This is a genomic window from Variovorax sp. P4_D9 (assembly GCF_056401695.1).
In genome coordinates this window covers 1-12,896 of the sequence record NZ_JBFUIU010000197.1, presented here as the reverse complement: position 1 = coordinate 12,896, position 12,896 = coordinate 1, and the positions used below count along the sequence as shown (strand labels likewise).

The following is a 12,896-nucleotide window of genomic DNA, read 5'->3' as shown; positions in this document are numbered from 1 at the left end:
CGCATGCAGTGCGGCGATCAGTGCGGCATCGACCTGCAACAGCGGCTCGCCGCCGGTCAGCACCACCAGCCGATGTGCGGAGTCGTCGGCGGGCCATTGGGCGGCGATTGTGTCGGCCAGCGGCTCGGCGCTGGCGAACTTGCCGCCCAGCGTGCCGTCGGTGCCGATGAAATCGGTGTCGCAGAATCGGCAGACGGCGCCGGCGCGGTCGCTTTCGCGGCCGCTCCACAGGTTGCAGCCGGCAAAGCGGCAGAACACGGCCGGCATGCCGGCCTGGCCGCCTTCGCCCTGGAGGGTGTAGAAGATTTCCTTGACGCTGTAGCTCATCGAATTCGGGAGTCGGTTTCGTGGTTGTCGATCGAGCGTCTACCGGGTCGGGAACGCCATCGGGGTTCCGTCGCTCCACGAGACGGCGGGACCCGCGGGATTCAAGCCGGCGTGTACGCCAGCCGCACGTAGATYGGTGCGAAGGCTTCGGCCTGGGTGATGTCGATCAGGGTTTCCTTGGCCAGTTCGAGCATCGCAATGAAGGTGACGATCAGTACCGGCGCGCCGCGCGAGACGTCGAACAGCTTCTCGAATTCGACGAACTGGCGTCCCTGGAGGTGCCGCAGCACGATGCTCATGTGCTCGCGCACGCTGAGCTCCTCGCGCGAGATCTTGTGGTGCTGCACGAGCTTGGCGCGCTTCAGGATGTCGGCCCATGCATCCCGCAGGTCGACCACGTTCATGTCCGGGAAACGCGGCTTGAGCGACTGCTCGATGTAGACCTGGGCCTTCCAGAAGTCGCGCCCGGCCTGCGGCATGGCGCTCAGCGAGGCGGCCTGCAGCTTGGTCTGCTCGTACTCGAGCAGCCGGCGCACCAGCTCGGCGCGCGGATCCTCGGCCTCCTCGCCCTCGGCAGACTTCTTGGGCGGCAGCAGCATGCGCGACTTGATCTCGATCAGCATCGCCGCCATGAGCAGGTATTCGGCGGCGAGTTCGAGATTGGTCTGGCGGATCTCGTCGACGTAGCTCAGGTACTGCCGCGTCAGCCCCGCCATCGGGATGTCGAGGATGTTGAAGTTCTGCTTGCGGATCAGGTAGAGCAGCAGGTCCAGCGGCCCTTCGAAGGCCTCGAGGAAGACCTGCAGCGCCTCCGGCGGGATGTACAGGTCGTTCGGCAGCGCGAACAGCGGCTCGCCGTAGAGGCGGGCTAGCGCCACCTGGTCTATGACGTCGGGCATCGTGGCGCCCACGGCCGCGCCGTCCTCGGCRATCACCTCGACCGGCGCCGAGCCGGCGCTGTCAGCCGACGCGCTGCCATCGCCCTGGCGACGGGCGCCGGAACTTGGAACGGCCCGGATGACCACTTACTTCACGCGGGTCTGGTAGACGTAGGGCTGCTGCGGGACCCTGGCCTCGCCGTACTCCTCGAGCAGGCTGCGGTCGAGGTGCTTGTCCCACAGCAGGGCACGGCCGGCGCGCTGTTCGGCCTCCAGCGTCGGCTTCTGCTCCTTCATCTGCTCGATGAAGCTAGTGATTTCAGACGTGTAATGGGGGCGGGCGAAGATGGACATGCGATAGGACCTTTGGCGCCGATTTTACCGGGTGGAATCCGCCTTGAAGCCGGCCTCTGCATACGCTAGCGTGGCAGCTCCCAATAACAACCCAGGAGACATGCCGATGACGCGTCGACACTCGATGGTTCTTGCCGCCACCGCAACCGCTGCTGCCGCTTTGCTGGTGGCGGCCTGCACCGGCAGCGGGCCCTCCAAGCCGCAGAGCAAGATGAGCTTCTTCATCACCAGCGTGAATCCCGGCAAGGGCGCCGACTTCGGGGGCCTGGCGGGTGCCGACCGCCACTGCCAGAGCCTGGCGACCAGCGTCGGCGCCGGCGGGCTCACCTGGCGCGCCTATCTAAGCACCACCGCGACGGCCACCAGTCCGGCGGTGAATGCGCGCGACCGGATCGGCAGCGGGCCCTGGTACAACGTCAAGGGCGAACTGATCGCCAGCAACGTTGAAGAACTGCACGGCGACAACAAGATCAACAAGCAGACGGCGCTGACCGAAAAGGGCAACGTCGTCCCTGCGAGCGGCGATCCCGTCAACCAGCATGACATCCTGACCGGCTCGTCGCCCGACGGCCGAGCCATGAGCGACGGCAAGGACACGACCTGCGGCAACTGGACCCAGAGCGGCGATGGCTCGGCCATCGTCGGCCATCACAACCGCATGGGCACCAACGCCCCGCCGGCGTCGATGTCCTGGAACTCCTCGCATGGCACCCCGGGCTGCAGCCCGGATGCGCTCAAGAAGACCGGCGGCGCTGGCCTGCTGTACTGCTTCGCACAGAACTGAAGGGTCGGCGCTCGGCAAGTTCAGTGGCCGTGCCCGGTGGGATCGGCGACGCCGGCCGCCATCTCGGCGGCAAAGCCCGAGCGCTCGAAGGCCTCGCGCGGCTGGGCCTGCAGCGATTCGACCCGCAGCAGCCCGCCGCGCTCGCGCACCGCCTTGTGCAGCTGGCGCAGCGCGTCCATGCCGGTGGCGTCGATCGAGAACAGCTGCAACGCATCGAGCACCACCGTCATGCCGCGCGGAGCGCGCTCGATCGCCGCCACCACCGGATCGAACTTGGCCGCGGCGCCGAAGAACAGCGCGCCCTGGAGCCTGTAGGTCAGCACCGGCGGCTCGAGCGACACCAGCTCGACGGTGAAGAGCTGGCTCATGCGCCAGACGAAGAGCGCGCAGGCGCCCACGATGCCGACCTCGACCGCCACGGTGAGGTCGAACACCACCGTGAGGAAGAAGGTGCCCAGCATCAGCAGCCGGTAGTGGCGGCYGAAGCGGCGCAGCAAGCGCGGCGAGAACTGGCGCCATTCCCCCATGTTCCAGGCGACGAAGACGAGGATCCCCGCCAGCACCGCCAGCGGCACGTGCTGGGCCAGCGGCGCGGCCAGCAGCACCACCAGGGCCAGCGTCAGCGCGTGGACGACGCCGGCGATCGGCGAACTGGCGCCGGCCCGCACGTTGGTCACGGTGCGGGCGATGGTGCCCGTGGCCGGCATGCCGCCGAAGAAGGGCGCCACCGTGTTGGCGATGCCCTGGGCCATCAGCTCCTGGTTCGGGTCGTGGCGCGGCAGGCCGCCGACCTGGTCGGCCACGCGGGCGCACAGCAGCGACTCGATCGCGCCGAGCACGGCGATCGTGAGGGTGGGCGTCACCAGCTGCTTGACTGTCTCCCATGAGAACGCGGGCAGCGCGAACGCCGGTAGGCCTTCGGGGATGCCGCCGAACCGGGTGCCGATGGTCTCCACCGGCAGGCTGAAGCCCCAGGACACCAGGGTCAGGCTGACCATCGCGACGATCGGCCCCGGCATCCGCGAACCGGCGCGCGCGGCGCGCGAACGGGCCACGCGGCCCAGCACCCGGTGCACTGCGCGGCCGACCCAGCTGCCCGCCACCAGCAGCTGCGGCCAGATGGCGAGGCCCAGCAGGCAGGCGGTGCCGAGCGCGAAGGCATGCGGGTTGAGGCTGCCGAGGCTCGAGGCCAGCGTGTGAAGCTGCGAGAACATGTCGGCCGGCATCTTCGGGATCGCGAGCCCGAGCCAGTCCTTCAGCTGCGAGATCAGGATCAGCGCCGCGATGCCGTTGGTGAAGCCAACCACGATCGACAGCGGCACGTAGCGCACCAGCGTGCCGAGGCGGAACAGGCCCATCAGGAACAGCAGCACGCCGGCGCAGGCGGTGGCGATCAGCAGGTTGGCGACGCCGTAGCGCTCGACGATGCCGTAGACGATCACGATGTAGGCGCCGGCCGGGCCGCCGATCTGCACCGCCGAGCCGCCGAGGGCCGAGATCAGGAATCCCGCGATTATCGCGGTCCAGATGCCGGCCTCGGGCTTGAGGCCGGAAGCGATCGCGAAGGCCATCGCCAGCGGCAGTGCGACGATGCCCACCGTGACGCCGGCGCCGACATCCTTGARGAAGCGGTGCTTGTCGTAGCCGGCCAGCGCGTCGATCAGTCGGGGTCGGAACAGCGCGAGCTTCAGGTGCGAGGTCATGGCGTCATTGTGGGCGCCGGATTGGTCGGTCAGTCGGAGTTGCCGGGCAGCACGGCATCGGCGGCGGCGCCGACCGCCTTGCCCGTGATGCGCACGGTCCCGATGGCGGCGTCGGCCGCGAGGCCCACCGCACCGGCACCGACGCTGACCGCGGTGCTGGCGACGGTCACGACGGCGCAGCCGGGGAGCGCCGCGCAGAGGGCCAGTGCAAGAAGCAGGGCAAAGCGGGGATTCATTGCATCCCCTCTCAGCGCACCCGCATCCCGGGCGTGGCGCCCGGCCACGGCTCCAGCACGTGGATGCCCGGGTTCGCCTTCTCGTCGGCATGGCTGGCGGCCAGCACCATGCCTTCGGAGATGCCGAACTTCATCTTGCGCGGCGCCAGGTTGGCGACCAGCACCGTGAGCTTGCCGACCAGCTGCTCGGGCTGGTAGACCGAGGCGATGCCGGAAAAGACGTTGCGGGTTCGGCCTTCGCCGGCGTCGAGCGTCAGGTGCAGCAGCTTGGTCGAGCCCTCGACTTTCTGGCAGGCGACGATCTTCGCGATCCGCAGGTCGATCTTCGCGAAGTCGTCGATGGCGRTGGTCGGAGCGATGCCTTCGCCGCCAGGGAGCAGGCCGCCTTCTCCGGCCGGCGCCGCGGCCTCGGGCACCGGCGGTTCGAACAGCTGGTCGAGCTGCTTGGTGTCGACCCGCTGCATCAGGTGCTTGTAGTCCTTGATGGCGTGGCCGGTGCCCAGCAGCTTGCCGGCGTCGGCGAACAGCAGCGGCCCGCTGGCGAGGAAGGTCTCGACCTCGGCCGCCAGCGCCGGCAGCACCGGCTTGAGGTAGATCGTGAGCAGGCGGAAGGCCTCGATGCAGGTCGTGCAGACATCGTGCAGGCGGGCGTCCATCCCTTCTTTCTTGGCCAGCTCCCAGGGCTTGTTCTGGTCGACGTATTCGTTGACCTTGTCGGCCAGCCCCATGATCTCGCGCAGGGCGCGGGCGTAGTCGCGGCCATCGTAGAGCGCCTGCATCGGGGGCGAGGCCGCTTGCAACACCGACAGCAGCGCGGTGCCGTCGGCCGACACGGTGCCCAGCTTGCCGCCGAAGCGCTTGGCGATGAAGCCCRCTGCGCGGCTCGCGATGTTGATGTATTTGCCGATCAGATCGGCGTTCACGCGGGCGATGAAGTCGTCGGGATTGAAGTCGACGTCTTCCACCTTGGCATTGAGCTTGGCCGCGATGTAGTAGCGCATCCATTCGGGGTTCATGCCGATCGAGAGGTACTTGAGAGGATCGATGCCGGTGCCGCGGCTCTTGCTCATCTTCTCGCCCGAGACTGTGATGAAGCCGTGCACGTTGACCTGGCTCGGCGTCTTGCGGCCGCTGAACTGCAGCATCGCAGGCCAGAACAGCGTGTGGAAGTAGACGATGTCCTTGCCGATGAAGTGCACCTGCTCCACCGACGGGTCGGCCACGAAGTCATCAAAGCTTTGCGCGGTGCGCGAGGCCTCGTGCCAGTGCTCGGCCGCCTGCCCCTTGTCGAAATGGTTCTTCAGGCTCGCGAGGTAACCGACCGGCGCGTCGAGCCAGACGTAGAAGTACTTGCCCGGCGCATCGGGAATCTCGATGCCGAAGTAGGGGGCCTCGCGCGAGATGTCCCAGTCGGCCATGCCGGCCTCGAACCATTCGCTGGCCTTCTTCGCCATCTCGGGCTGCAGCTTGCCGTCCTGCGTCCAGCGCTTGAGGAAGTCGACCACCTTGGGGTCGGACAGCTTGAAGAAGAAGTGCTCGGAACTGCGCAGCTCGGGCGTCGCCCCGGTGAGCGTCGAGTAGGGATTGATCAGCTCGGTCGGCGAATAGACGCTGCTGCACACCTCGCAGGCGTCGCCGTACTGGTCCTTCGCGTGGCACACCGGGCATTCGCCCTTGATGTAGCGGTCGGGCAGGAACATGCGCTTGACCGGGTCGTAGAACTGCTCGATGGTGCGGGTGGCGATCATCCCGCCCGCCTTGAGCTTCCGGTAGATGCCCTGGGCGAGTTCGGTGTTCTCGGCGCTGTCGGTCGAGTGCCAGTTGTCGAATCGGATGAGAAAGCCGTCGAGGTATTCCTTGCGGCCAGCAGCGATCTCGCCGACGAACTGCTGCGGCGTCTTGCCGGCCTTCTCGGCCGCGATCATGATCGGCGCGCCGTGCGCGTCGTCGGCGCCCACGAAGTGCACCATGTGGCCCTGCATGCGCTGGAAGCGCACCCAGATGTCGGCCTGGATGTATTCCATGATGTGGCCGACGTGGAACTTGCCGTTGGCGTAGGGCAGGGCGGTGGTGACGAAGATCTTGCGCTGGGACATCGCGGGGGCGCTTTCGGGGAGAGAGGACGGGCCGGAACGGCGGCGACAAGGCGGCCGTGCCGGCGGGAGAGGGTGCATTTTAGGTCGCGGGGCTATAGTCGTCGGCGCAACCGGAGTCGCGCCGTGATTACCGCCTACGAAATCACCCTTGCAGAGGCCGCTGACGCGGCGGCGATCGCCGTGCTGTCGCGCGACGCTATCGAGACCGGCCTGTCATGGCGCTGGACCGAGCGCCGGGTGCTCCGCAGCATCCTCGACGAGTCGACCAACGTCGCGGTGCTGCGGCGCGACGGCCAGTTGCAGGGCTTCGCGATCATGCGCTACGGCGACGAGGAGGCGCACATCTCGCTGTTCGCGGTCCGGGCGATGCAGCGCCGGGCCGGACTCGGTTCGGCCCTGCTGGCCTGGCTGGAATCGACGGCGCGTGTCGCCGGCATCCGGACGATCAAGCTCGAGGCCCGGGCCGGAAACGCCGCCGCGAAATCCTTCTATCGCCGCCACGGGTTCACGGAGGCGGGCTTGAGTCCGGGCTACTACGAGGATGTGGAGGATGCGGTGCGGATGGTCAAGCGATGGGGGTCCGATGCTTGATTCCAGCCGAAGAACCGGCACACCGCCTCGCGCTGGCGCAGGGTATCGGCCCGTCCCAGCGCCATCAGCTCGCGCGTGAAGCCGGCTTCGAACAGCAGGTAGCTCGCCAGGGCCGAACCCTTGATGTCGGCACTGGCCGGCGGCAGTGCCGGCGCGCCGAGCAGGCTGCGGACGGCGGCCGGCAGCGCGCCCGCATGCCGGGCGGCGATGCGGTCGATGCGCTCCGAGGGCGCGATCAGCAGCAGTTCTACCGGGCGCAGGCTGGTGGTGGCGCGCGCCTCCGGGGGAACCAGCGCCAGCGTGGAGTTGATCCGGCTCAGGCGTTCCACGTCGGCCGTCAGCGCGTCCAGAAAGATGCTCGACAGCGCGTGGCCGGCGATCTGTGCCAGCGTCGGATCACCGCTCAGCGCGTTGGGCGCCAAGGCGTCGGGCGGCTCCTGCATGCGGCCGGCGCCGATCGCCAGGATGCGCTCGGCGCCGAGGTGGATGGCCGCGGCCAGCGGCGCCGACTGCCGCATCGATCCGTCGCCGAAGTATTCGGAGTGGCCATGGAGCTCCAGCGCCATGGCCGGGAAGACGAAGGGGATCGCGGACGACGCCAGCAGGTGCTCGTGGGTGATCCGGACCGGTTCGGCCATGCGGGTCGACCGGAGCCAGGGCTGCTGCGGCCGGCCGGCCTGATAGAAGGTCACGTGCTCGCCCGAGCTGTAGCTCGACGCGGTGATCGCCAGCGCATCGAGGTGGCCTGCTGCCATCAGTTCGGGCAGCCGATCGAGCGGCACCAGGTTTTCCAGCAGGCGGCGCAGCGGCGTGTTGTCGAGCAGGGAGCGCAGGCCGCTGCGGCGCCAGCGGGCGATCAGCCAGCCGGCCGACAGCAGGCGGGCCCAGGGGGCATTGCTGCTCAGCGCCGTCAAGGCGTCGGCGCGGTAGATCTGCCCCGGCTCGAGCCGCGACCACACCTGCGCGATCCTGCGAACCGTGGCGTCGAAGTCGTCGGTGCCGCAGGCCAGTGCGGCCGCATTGATCGCGCCCGCCGAAGTGCCGGTGATGATCGGAAACGGATTGCGCCTCGCGGGCTCGCCGGCACTTCGGCGAAGCTTGGCCAGGGCCTGGAGCACGCCGACCTGGTAGGCGGCGCGCGCACCGCCGCCGGTCAGCACGAGGCCGGTGGCGGGGACGGTGGCAAGGGCGGGGTGCGGAGACGGCATGGCCGGTCGAGCGTACCCGTCTTGCGGCGCTCGGAGGCCGAACCGGCCGGGCCGGTGGGGTCAAGACTGCGCCGGCGTCGCTGTTCCGGGCGGCGCACTAGACTACTCGCCATTCAGGAGTGATCAATGGCAGTTACGCAAGAGGCGCTCGCGGAGGCGCTCAAGGCCGTCCTCGACCCCAATACCGGCAAGGATTTCGTCAGCACGAAGGCGCTGAAGAACCTGCAGATCCACGACGGCGAGGTCTCGTTCGACATCGAGCTGGGCTACCCGGCGAAGAGCCAGCAGCCGGCCATGCGCCGGGCGCTGGTGGYGGCGGCCAGGACGGTGCCCGGGGTCGAGAACGTCTCGGTCAATATGTGGACTAAGGTGGTCAGCCACGCCGTGCAGCGCGGCGTTCAACTGCTGCCGAACGTCAGGAACATCATCGCCGTGGCCTCGGGCAAGGGCGGCGTGGGCAAGAGCACGATGGCGGCCAACCTGGCGCTGGCGCTGGCCGCCGAGGGCGCCAGCGTCGGCCTGCTCGACGCCGACATCTACGGCCCCAGCCAGCCCATGATGCTGGGCATCCAGGGCCGCCCCGAGAGCGAGGACGGCAAGACCATGGAGCCGTTGGAGAACCATGGCGTGCAGGTGATGTCGATCGGCTTCCTGGTCGACGCCGACGAAGCGATGATCTGGCGCGGCCCAATGGCGACTCAGGCGCTGGAGCAACTGCTGCGGCAGACCAACTGGAGGGACCTCGACTACCTGATCGTCGACATGCCGCCCGGCACCGGCGACATCCAGCTGACCTTGTCGCAGCGGGTGCCGATGACCGGCGCGGTGATCGTCACCACGCCGCAGGACATCGCGTTGCTCGATGCCCGCAAGGGCATCAAGATGTTCGAGAAGGTCGGCGTGCCGATCCTAGGCATCGTCGAGAACATGGCGGTGCACGTGTGCTCGAACTGCGGCCACGTGGAGCACATCTTCGGCGCCGACGGCGGCCGCAAGATGGCCGAGCAATACAAGATGGACTACCTCGGCGCGCTGCCGTTGGACATCAACATCCGGCTCCAGGCCGACAGCGGCAAGCCGACCGTGGTGGCCGATCCGGACGGCGAGGTGGCCGGCATCTACAAGGCGGTCGCGCGCCGGGTGGCGGTGGGCATCGCGGAAAAGGCCAAGGACTTCTCGGCCAAGTTCCCGACCATCACGGTCTCGAAGAACACCTGAAGCCCTTTCAAGACAGATGAACCTGCTGGCCTCGATGCGCTACCTCGTCGCGCTCGAGGAGCACCGCCATTTCGGCCGCGCCGCGCAGGCCTGCCACATCACGCAGCCGGCGCTGTCGAACGCCCTGCGCGCGCTCGAGGCCGAGTTCGGCGTGGTGGTGGTCAAGCGCGGCCGCACCTATGCCGGGCTCACGCACGAGGGCGAGGCCGTGCTGGCAGCGGCGCACCGGATGCTGCGCGAGAACGAACTGCTGCAGCAGCTGCTGAAGAGCGAGGAAGGGCATCCCCGCGGCAGCCTGCGCATGGCGGCGGTGCCTACCGCGATCCCGCTGCTCGCGCGCTTTGCGGCCCAATTGCAGGCGCGCCATCCGGGCATCGCCCCGACGGTGCTGTCGATGAGTTCGCTCGAACTCGAGACCGGCCTCGAGAACCTGTCGCTCGACATCGCGCTGGGCTACACCGAGCGCATGCATCCGCGCGAGGTCAAGCTCACGGCCTGGCCGCAGAGCATCGAGCACTATTTCCTGCTGCGCCGCGCCGAGGGCGGCGGCACCGCCTCGCTGCGGATMGGCGAGCCGATCGGCTGGGCCCGGGCGGCCGAACTGCCGCTGTGCCTGCTGACGCCCGAGATGCACAACCGGTCGATCGTCGACCAGGCCTTCAAGGCGGCCGGTGCGGCCGTGTCGCCCGCGATCGAGACCAACTCGGTGCTGACCCTGGCGCTCAGCGTGCTGTCCGGGCAGGTCTGCGCGGTGCTGCCGGGCGCCATGGTGGACGCGGTCCGCGGCCAGGGCCGGCTCGAGGCCTTGCCGCTGGTGGCCCCCGAGGTGCTGACGCCGATCGGCTTCATGACGCAGACGGCGGTTCGCCCTTCGCGGGCCCTCGAGGCGGCGCTGGCGCTGCTCCAGAGCCTGGAGTGGCAGGCCGAAGTCGCGGCCCACAGCGGCGCCCTGCGGGGTTGATCCTGCGTTGATCCTGGGCGGCTGGCCGGTCCGGCGGTTCGCCTCATTTCTTTATTGAATCACTCCATGTGAGGATTCAATTTGCCAAGCGCGCCCGGGCGGCCGACAGTCGGGGAGGCCGCCAGCTTGCGCGGCAGGACTTCCCACGAGACAGCCGAGGCAATGAATCACCCAGGCACCCAGAACAAGATCGAGGCCATCCCCCTCGCCACGCCCGACCAGCTGCGCGAGCGCATCCGCCGCAAGAGCCAGCTGAAGGGGCGGCAGCCCGAAGAGAACGCCCTGGCCGAGGTGCGTGCGCTGATCGGTCCGCGGCCGCTGGCCGGTTACCGGCGCGACCTGCTGATCGAGCAACTGCACCTGATCAACGACGCCCATGGCTGCCTGCGCGAGCGCCACCTGGTGGCCCTGGCCGCCCTGACCGGCATTCCGATGGCCGAGGTGTACGAGGTCGCGACCTTCTATCACCACTTCGAGGTGGTCCAGGGCGACGAGCAGGCGCCCGGGCTCACGGTGCGCGTGTGCGATGGACTGGCCTGCGAGCTGGCCGGCGCGCAATCGCTGCGGGACCGCCTGCCGGCCCTGCTGGGCCTGGCCGGCCGCGGCGACGTGCGCGTGATCGCGGCGCCCTGCATCGGCCGCTGCGAGCAGGCGCCGGCGGTGGCGGTGCACCAGCAGCCCGTGCCGCTGGCGAGCGTCGACAAGGTGCTGCAGGCGCTGGCGTCGGGGCCCGGGACGGCCGTTCGCCGCCAGGCTCATTTCGCACCCGCCGACCTCGCCGGGCAAAGCCTCTCGCCGCCGTCGGAGCCGGTCGAGGCGCTGCCGCCCTTCGCCGACTACCGGACCTATCGCGCGCATGGCGGCTACGCACTGGCGGCTGCGCTGGTCAATGGCGAGGAGGACGCCGAAGCCATGATCCGGGCCCTGGAGGATTCGGGCCTGCGGGGCCTGGGCGGCGCCGGCTTCCCGGCCGGGCGCAAGTGGCGCATCGTGCGCGACCAGCCCGCGCCCCGCGTGATGGCGGTCAACATCGACGAGGGCGAGCCCGGCACCTTCAAGGACCGCAGCTTTCTCGAACGCGACCCGCACCGCTTCCTCGAAGGCCTGCTGGTGGCGGCGCAGATCGTCGGCATCGATGCCTGCACCATCTATCTGCGCGACGAATACCACGATTGCCGCGCGCTGCTCGAGGCCGAACTCGCCGCGCTGCGGGCCGACCCGCCCTGCGCGCTGCCGAGCATCGAGCTGCGGCGCGGCGCCGGCGCCTACATCTGCGGTGAAGAGTCCGCGATGATCGAGAGCATCGAGGGCAAGCGCGGCGAGCCGCGCATGCGGCCGCCCTACATCGCGCAGGTCGGCCTGTTCGGCCGGCCGACGCTCGAGCACAACTTCGAGACGCTCTACTGGGTCCGCGACATCGTCGAGCGCGGCCCGCAATGGTGGAGCGGCTTCGGCCGCCACGGGCGCAAGGGGCTGCGCAGCTTCAGCGTCAGCGGGCGCGTGAAGCACCCGGGCGTCAAGCTGGCTCCCGCGGGCATCACGGTGCGCGAGCTGATCGACGAATACTGCGGCGGCATGCTCGATGGCCACAGCTTGCACGCCTACCTGCCGGGCGGCGCCTCGGGTGGGATCCTGCCGGCAAGCATGGACGACATTCCGCTCGACTTCGACACCCTGCAGCCGCACGGCGCCTTCATCGGCTCGGCCGCCGTGATGGTGCTGAGCCAACATGACCGGGCGCGCGACGCGGCGCTCAACGTGATGCGCTTCTTCGCCCACGAGAGCTGTGGCCAATGCACGCCCTGCCGTGTCGGCACCGCCAAGGCGGCGGCGCTGATGCAGGCTGCCACCTGGGACAACGAAACGCTCGAGGACCTGGCGCAGGTGATGGGCGATGCGTCGATCTGCGGCCTGGGGCAGGCGGCGCCGAACCCGATCCGCAGCATCCAGAAGTACTTCCCCGAGGAGATCGAATGAACGCACCGGCCAAGCTCGCCGAATTGATGCCGCGGACCGTGGCGTTCACGCTCGACGGCCGCGCGCTCGAGGCCTTCGAAGGCGAGACCATCTTCAAGGCGGCCGAGCGGCACGGCGTCGAGATCCCACACCTCTGCTACACGGACGGTCTGCGCGCCGACGGCAACTGCCGCGCCTGCGTGGTCGAGATCGACGGCGAACGCACGCTGGCGCCGAGTTGCTGCCGCAGCGTGAGCGCCGGCATGAAGGTGCAGGCGAGCAGCGAGCGCGCGCTCAAGAGCCAGAAGATGGTGGTCGAGATGCTGCTGTCCGACATGCCCGACCAAGGCTACAAATGGATCGGCGACGACGCCTCCCGTCCGCATGGCGAGTTGAGCGAATGGGCGGCCCGGCTCGACGTCGCCGTCCGCCCCGCGCTCAGGGCGCTGCGCCGCGAACAGCCGGCGGCCGACGTCTCGCACCCCGCGATGGCGGTCAATCTCGATGCCTGCATCCAGTGCAATCGCTGCGTGCGCGCCTGCCGCGAGGAGCAGGTCAACGACGTCATCGGCTATGCGATGCGC

The 12,896-nt window shown here is 69.0% G+C and carries 13 protein-coding genes; 6 read left to right on the top strand and 7 right to left on the bottom strand.

Annotated features, from left to right (window positions below; translation table 11 throughout):
* From AC1DY5_RS21330 to AC1DY5_RS21320, 3 genes are all read right to left on the bottom strand, one after another.
* A partial coding sequence (locus AC1DY5_RS21330; RefSeq protein WP_478114525.1) for a radical SAM family protein occupies window positions 1-327 on the bottom strand: 327 nt, incomplete at its 3' end.
* Between the two features lie 101 nt (window positions 328-428).
* Window positions 429-1,226, bottom strand: coding sequence for a segregation and condensation protein A (locus tag AC1DY5_RS21325; protein WP_478114527.1), 798 nt, complete (start codon window positions 1,224-1,226; stop codon window positions 429-431).
* A 126-nt stretch (window positions 1,227-1,352) separates the two neighbouring features.
* Window positions 1,353-1,559, bottom strand: a complete 207-nt coding sequence (locus AC1DY5_RS21320) for a DUF3460 family protein (RefSeq protein ID WP_478114524.1) — start codon at window positions 1,557-1,559, stop codon at window positions 1,353-1,355.
* A 106-nt stretch (window positions 1,560-1,665) separates the two neighbouring features.
* Here AC1DY5_RS21320 and AC1DY5_RS21315 point away from each other — a divergent pair, with 106 nt between their 5' ends.
* Window positions 1,666-2,343: a hypothetical protein gene (locus AC1DY5_RS21315; RefSeq protein WP_478114523.1), complete on the top strand. Its 678-nt coding sequence runs from the start codon at window positions 1,666-1,668 to the stop codon at window positions 2,341-2,343.
* Window positions 2,344-2,363: 20 nt separating this feature from the next.
* Here the strand turns inward: AC1DY5_RS21315 and AC1DY5_RS21310 are convergent, their stop codons facing one another.
* The 3 genes from AC1DY5_RS21310 to metG are packed head-to-tail and all read right to left on the bottom strand — an operon-like array spanning window position 2,364 to window position 6,378.
* Window positions 2,364-4,046 (bottom strand): SulP family inorganic anion transporter, encoded by a 1,683-nt coding sequence (locus AC1DY5_RS21310; protein WP_478114521.1) that lies wholly within the window; start codon window positions 4,044-4,046, stop codon window positions 2,364-2,366.
* Between the two features lie 29 nt (window positions 4,047-4,075).
* A complete protein-coding gene (locus tag AC1DY5_RS21305; protein WP_478114520.1) occupies window positions 4,076-4,282 on the bottom strand; it encodes a hypothetical protein in 207 nt (68 codons plus the stop codon).
* An 11-nt stretch (window positions 4,283-4,293) separates the two neighbouring features.
* Window positions 4,294-6,378, bottom strand: a complete 2,085-nt coding sequence (gene metG, locus AC1DY5_RS21300) for a methionine--tRNA ligase (RefSeq protein ID WP_478114518.1) — start codon at window positions 6,376-6,378, stop codon at window positions 4,294-4,296.
* 123 nt (window positions 6,379-6,501) lie between these two features.
* Here metG and AC1DY5_RS21295 point away from each other — a divergent pair, with 123 nt between their 5' ends.
* Window positions 6,502-6,969, top strand: coding sequence for a GNAT family N-acetyltransferase (locus tag AC1DY5_RS21295; protein ID WP_478114516.1), 468 nt, complete (start codon window positions 6,502-6,504; stop codon window positions 6,967-6,969).
* On the opposite strand, the gene AC1DY5_RS21290 is transcribed toward AC1DY5_RS21295, so the two are convergent.
* Complete coding sequence (locus tag AC1DY5_RS21290; protein ID WP_478114515.1) at window positions 6,912-8,177, bottom strand: patatin-like phospholipase family protein; 1,266 nt, start codon at window positions 8,175-8,177, stop codon at window positions 6,912-6,914. The two genes, AC1DY5_RS21295 and AC1DY5_RS21290, sit on opposite strands and share 58 nt — an antisense overlap.
* A gap of 126 nt (window positions 8,178-8,303) precedes the next feature.
* On the opposite strand from AC1DY5_RS21290, the gene apbC reads away from it, so the two are divergent.
* The 4 genes from apbC to AC1DY5_RS21270 form a co-directional block, all read left to right on the top strand.
* Window positions 8,304-9,395, top strand: a complete 1,092-nt coding sequence (gene apbC, locus AC1DY5_RS21285) for an iron-sulfur cluster carrier protein ApbC (protein WP_478114513.1) — start codon at window positions 8,304-8,306, stop codon at window positions 9,393-9,395.
* Between the two features lie 16 nt (window positions 9,396-9,411).
* Window positions 9,412-10,356, top strand: a complete 945-nt coding sequence (locus tag AC1DY5_RS21280) for a LysR family transcriptional regulator (protein WP_478114511.1) — start codon at window positions 9,412-9,414, stop codon at window positions 10,354-10,356.
* 162 nt (window positions 10,357-10,518) lie between these two features.
* A complete protein-coding gene (locus AC1DY5_RS21275; RefSeq protein ID WP_478114509.1) occupies window positions 10,519-12,333 on the top strand; it encodes an NADH-ubiquinone oxidoreductase-F iron-sulfur binding region domain-containing protein in 1,815 nt (604 codons plus the stop codon).
* A partial coding sequence (locus AC1DY5_RS21270) for a 2Fe-2S iron-sulfur cluster-binding protein (protein ID WP_478114507.1) occupies window positions 12,330-12,896 on the top strand: 567 nt, incomplete at its 3' end. The genes AC1DY5_RS21275 and AC1DY5_RS21270, both read left to right, overlap by 4 nt.

What these genes read in the sequence shown, in the direction of transcription:
- AC1DY5_RS21320 (WP_478114524.1), bottom strand. Translation starts at nt 1,559, where the DNA reads ATGTCCATCTTCGCCCGCCCCCATTACACGTCTGAAATCACTAGCTTC.
- AC1DY5_RS21315 (WP_478114523.1), top strand. Translation starts at nt 1,666, where the DNA reads ATGACGCGTCGACACTCGATGGTTCTTGCCGCCACCGCAACCGCTGCT.
- AC1DY5_RS21305 (WP_478114520.1), bottom strand. Translation starts at nt 4,282, where the DNA reads ATGAATCCCCGCTTTGCCCTGCTTCTTGCACTGGCCCTCTGCGCGGCG.
- AC1DY5_RS21290 (WP_478114515.1), bottom strand. Translation starts at nt 8,177, where the DNA reads ATGCCGTCTCCGCACCCCGCCCTTGCCACCGTCCCCGCCACCGGCCTC.
- AC1DY5_RS21275 (WP_478114509.1), top strand. Translation starts at nt 10,519, where the DNA reads ATGAATCACCCAGGCACCCAGAACAAGATCGAGGCCATCCCCCTCGCC.